The sequence below is a fragment of the Lacinutrix iliipiscaria genome (genome assembly GCF_042686125.1).
Classification (GTDB): Bacteria; Bacteroidota; Bacteroidia; order Flavobacteriales; family Flavobacteriaceae; genus Oceanihabitans; species Oceanihabitans iliipiscarium.
Genome location: NZ_JBHUOV010000012.1, coordinates 1 through 1,114, shown reverse-complemented (window position 1 = coordinate 1,114; position 1,114 = coordinate 1). Strand labels below are relative to the sequence as shown.

The window sequence follows — 1,114 nt, the reverse complement described above, 5'->3', positions numbered from 1 at the left end:
TGATTATGCATTCACTAACTTAAGCGCTACTTGTGGTGCTGGTGGTACTATTACGGTTACATATACAGTGTCTGACGATTGTAATAATGAATCAACACTGACAGCTACATTAACTTTAGAAGATTCTACTGGTCCTGACCTATCGGCTTGTAATGTAACCGATCTTGAAGTTGAATGTACTGCTACTGATAACGAATCTATCGCTGATGCTTGGAATGCAGCTAACATTGCTACCCTTGAAACATGTCCAATAGACGCATGTGATGCCAATGCGGTATTTACTGTAGTCTCTGATTATGATTATAATAACTTAAATACAGTATGTGGTCCTTGTGGTAACATTACTGTAACTTATACAGTGTCTGATGATTGTGGCAACGAATCTACTTTAAGTGCTACACTTAGTTTTGGAGATGCTACTGGTCCTGACCTTTCTAACTGTACTGTAGTGGATGAAACTATTGAGTGTAATGGTACCGATAATGAGGCTATCGCTGATGCTTGGAACCAAGCTAATATTGATGAGCTTGTAGCTTGTGCGGATGATATCAATGTAACAATCACTTCTGATTATGCATTCACTAACTTAAGCACTACTTGTGGTGCTGGTGGTACTATTACGGTAATTTATACAGCAACTGATGATTGTGATAACTCATCAACTCTTACGGCTACTCTTACTCTTGAAGACTCTACTGGTCCTGACCTATCGGCTTGTACTGTAGTGGATGAAACTATTGAGTGTAATGGTACCGATAATGAGGCTATAGCTGATGCATGGAACGCTGATAATATCGCTGCCCTTGAAACTTGTGGTACTGATGCTTGTGATACTGATGCTACATTTACTGTAGTTTCTGATTATGCATTCACCAACTTAAGCGCTACTTGTGGTGCTGGTGGTACTATTACTGTAACATATACAGTGTCTGATGATTGTGATAATGAATCAACACTGACGGCTACTCTTACTCTTGAAGATTCTACTCCTCCTGACTTAACTGTTTGTACTGAGGTTATTGATGAAACTTTAGAGTGTAATGGTGCTGATAACGAATCTATTGCTGATGCTTGGAATCAAGATAATATTGATGCCTTAACAGTTTGTCCTGGC

Annotated in this window: 1 pseudogene; it reads left to right on the top strand. The window is 39.1% G+C overall.

Annotated elements, in window-relative coordinates:
- Positions 1–1,114: pseudogene (locus ACFS5M_RS12560) on the top strand (hypothetical protein); the annotation flags it as partial.